Annotated in this window: 5 protein-coding genes; 1 reads left to right on the top strand and 4 read right to left on the bottom strand. The window is 50.2% G+C overall.

Annotation, left to right across the window (positions count from 1 at the left end; translation table 11 throughout):
- Together AC1HCM_RS03475 and AC1HCM_RS03470 are read right to left on the bottom strand one after the other, a co-directional pair.
- On the bottom strand, nucleotides 1-425 hold a 425-nt coding region (locus AC1HCM_RS03475; protein ID WP_479460388.1), incomplete at its 3' end, for a flagellar hook assembly protein FlgD.
- On the bottom strand, nucleotides 422-673 hold the full coding sequence (locus AC1HCM_RS03470; protein ID WP_479460387.1) for an AbrB/MazE/SpoVT family DNA-binding domain-containing protein: 252 nt from the start codon (nucleotides 671-673) through the stop codon (nucleotides 422-424). The genes AC1HCM_RS03475 and AC1HCM_RS03470, both read right to left, overlap by 4 nt.
- A gap of 96 nt (nucleotides 674-769) precedes the next feature.
- On the opposite strand from AC1HCM_RS03470, the gene AC1HCM_RS03465 reads away from it, so the two are divergent.
- Nucleotides 770-1165 (top strand): PIN domain-containing protein, encoded by a 396-nt coding sequence (locus tag AC1HCM_RS03465; protein ID WP_479460386.1) that lies wholly within the window; start codon nucleotides 770-772, stop codon nucleotides 1163-1165.
- On the opposite strand, the gene AC1HCM_RS03460 is transcribed toward AC1HCM_RS03465, so the two are convergent.
- Complete coding sequence (locus AC1HCM_RS03460) at nucleotides 1146-2429, bottom strand: FliI/YscN family ATPase (RefSeq protein WP_479460385.1); 1284 nt, start codon at nucleotides 2427-2429, stop codon at nucleotides 1146-1148. The two genes, AC1HCM_RS03465 and AC1HCM_RS03460, sit on opposite strands and share 20 nt — an antisense overlap.
- On the bottom strand, nucleotides 2416-2835 hold a 420-nt coding region (locus AC1HCM_RS03455; protein ID WP_479460384.1), incomplete at its 5' end, for a FliH/SctL family protein. The genes AC1HCM_RS03455 and AC1HCM_RS03460, both read right to left, overlap by 14 nt.

Here is a 2835-nt window from a genome sequence, read left to right as displayed (position 1 = left end):
TCAAGGTCCATCTTTATCTCCTTTATCACCTCGTCCCCATCGTATATCTTCACGGTCACGTCGCTAACCCTTTCTCCCGATAGGATCGTGTACTCTCCACCCTTGACGGTATCAATGGTGTCTGTTGAGAAGACGAACTCCTTACCTATAAGGTTTATGGTCTGCATGAAGGTCATCTGGTTCATCCAGGAGGCAAAGACGTCCATGAAGTTCTTCATGTCCGTGTAAAACCTGACCTGATTGAGTCTCACCACATCCTCAAGGGACTTGGAGAGGTCCTGCTGTTTGAAAGGGTCCTGGAACTTGAGTGTTTCAAGGTATATCTTCATAAAGTCAGTTGGGGACATGTTGTCAAAGGACTGAACGTAATCGGGACCTACGACCTTCGGCTCTGGAGGCTTTATATCGTACCTTCCATTAATCATCCCTTCTCCCCCTGCTTCCTCTTCAGCTCCTGGGCGAGAACCTCACCAAAGCTCTTGGGCTCTGCCTTCTTGCCCTTCTGAGAGAGAGCTCCCTTTAGGTCGTATATCCTCTTCTCCTTCTTGAGGACGACCTCCTTGTCCTTTACCTCAACCTTCAGTATGTCTCCCTCTTTCACTCCCAGCTTCTTCCTTATATCGCTGGGCAGAGCTATCAAGCCCCTTGCCATAACCTTGACTATCTCATCCATGGCTATGTATAAATATCGGCAGATGTCAGATTTTTTCAAGTGTCATTTTCTAAAAAATGTATTGACATTTTCTGAGTGTTGATAAAATTCAATATCATGAAACTTCTAGATACGGCGGTCCTCTTGGAGTTCTTCTCGGGTTCGGAGGAAGAGGTTGAGAAGATTGACAGGCTCTTCAGGGAGATGGAGAGGCAAAAGGAAAAGCTCCTCGTAACGGAAGAGGTGGTCGTTGAGCTCGTTTACTACCTTGAGCAGGTTTACGGCTGGGAGAGGGAGGTTGTCTCGGACGTGGTGGGTACGGTGCTTATGGACAGCCTCTTCAGCGTGGAGGACAGGGACGTTATTCAGACAGCGGTTAAGATATACTCTTCCAGCAAGCTCAGCTTCATGGATGCCCTGAAGGCTGCTAAGGCTAAGAAGAGGAAGGTCAAGGAGGTTCTGTCCTTCAACAGGAAGTTTGAGAAGGCAGGCTTTAAGCTGATTCGCCCTTGAGGGTTGTGTAGAGCTCCCTAAGCTCCCTTAGGCTCTCCTCAAAGGAGACGCTAACACGGAAGTCCTGCTTGAAGAAGCCGTCAATAGCTTCCTTGTTCTCAAGGACCTTATCAACCGCCGGGTTTGAACCAAACTTGTAAAGTCCGAGATTTACGAGGTCTTCCATAGCTTCGTAGGAACTCAGAAGCTCCTTTACATACATAGCCATGCTCAGGTGCTCCTCGCTCACAAGCTTGGGCATTAGCCTTGACAGGCTCTTGACTGGGTCAACTGCCGGGTACAGACCTGCGTTAGCCCTCTTCCTTGAAAGGACTATGTGCCCGTCAAAAACGCCCACAAGGGCGTCCGCCACGGGGTCAAGAGTTATGTCATCCCCTTCTACAAGGACGCTGAATATGCCTGTTATGCTCCCCTTTTGGAAGTTTCCGCAACTCTCAACTATGTTGGTCATCATGTGGAAGACAGAAGGGGTGTATCCCTTCAGCGTCGGGGGTTCTCCGGCTGCGAGACCTATCTCCCTCTGAGCCATGGCGAACCTCGTTATGGAGTCCATCACGAGAAGGACATCAAGTCCTTGGGAGGCAAAGTGTTTGGCATGAACTATGGCACTGAGAGCACCCTTCACCTTGACTATGGGAGGCTCATCCGCCGTTGATACAACCACTACGCTCTTCTTTAGTCCTTCTCCGAGGACGTCCTCAACGAACTCCCTTACTTCCCTTCCTCTCTCACCTATGAGGGCGAGGACCACAACGTCCGCATTGCTGAAGTTGGTTATCATGCCAAGGAGGGTGCTCTTCCCCACACCGGCTCCTGCAAATATGCCTACCTTCTGTCCCTTCCCCAAGGTGAACATTCCGTTTATAGACCTCACCCCTGTATCAAAGACCTCCTCTATCCTTTCCCTCTCAAGGGGGTTCACGCTGGAGAGCTCAATAGGAGCCTTCTCAGTTGTATAGAGGGGCTTTCCGCTGAGAGGTTCCCCGAAGGGGTTTACGACCTTCCCCAGAAGAGCTCTTCCCGTTTGGGTGAATACGTGCTCGCTCCTTATCAGCACTCTATCCCCGGGTTTTATACCCGACAGGGTCCCGTAAGGCATCACTATGCATCTGTCCTCGTTGAAACCTATGACCTCACCGTAGATGCTCCTTCCCGTTGAGGGGTATATCTCAACGAGGTCGCCAGTGGCACTTCCAGGGTTGTAAGCCTCAAGGTATATGCCGCTTACCTTGACTACCTTCCCGTAAACCTTAACTCCCTTCATCTCTGCTCTTTAGCACCTCTTGAACTATCTCATCAACAATCTCGGGGTGCTTCCTCTCTATGACAAACTTTGGCGTCTCAACCCTGACCTCTCCCACCTCAAGGCTCTCGTCCTTAATAACCTCAATCTCTATCTTGTCTTTGAGCTTCTCCCTTATGCTCGCTACGAACTCAAAGGCTCTCTCCATGTCCTTGGGGTTGAGGAAGAGCTTCACGTCACCTTTTAGCTCAAAGCTCCTCTCAAAGACCTCTTCAAGGAGCTTCGTTATAAGCTCCTCCTTTGGAACAGCGTCCGTGAGGAGGAACTCCTTGATTACCTCCTTTGAGAAGTTCACAAAGTCACCCTTTAGCTCCTCCTTAGCCTCTCTGAGCTTCTCCTCTACCTCCGAGAGGAGCTTCTGGGCGAG

Source organism: Hydrogenivirga sp. (genome assembly GCF_056450045.1).
This window is presented reverse-complemented; position numbering and strand designations above follow the sequence as displayed.

Excerpts from the sequence above, each read along its gene's own strand:
- AC1HCM_RS03470 (WP_479460387.1), bottom strand. The coding sequence starts at position 673 with ATGGATGAGATAGTCAAGGTTATGGCAAGGGGCTTGATAGCTCTGCCC.
- AC1HCM_RS03465 (WP_479460386.1), top strand. The coding sequence starts at position 770 with ATGAAACTTCTAGATACGGCGGTCCTCTTGGAGTTCTTCTCGGGTTCG.
- AC1HCM_RS03460 (WP_479460385.1), bottom strand. The coding sequence starts at position 2,429 with ATGAAGGGAGTTAAGGTTTACGGGAAGGTAGTCAAGGTAAGCGGCATA.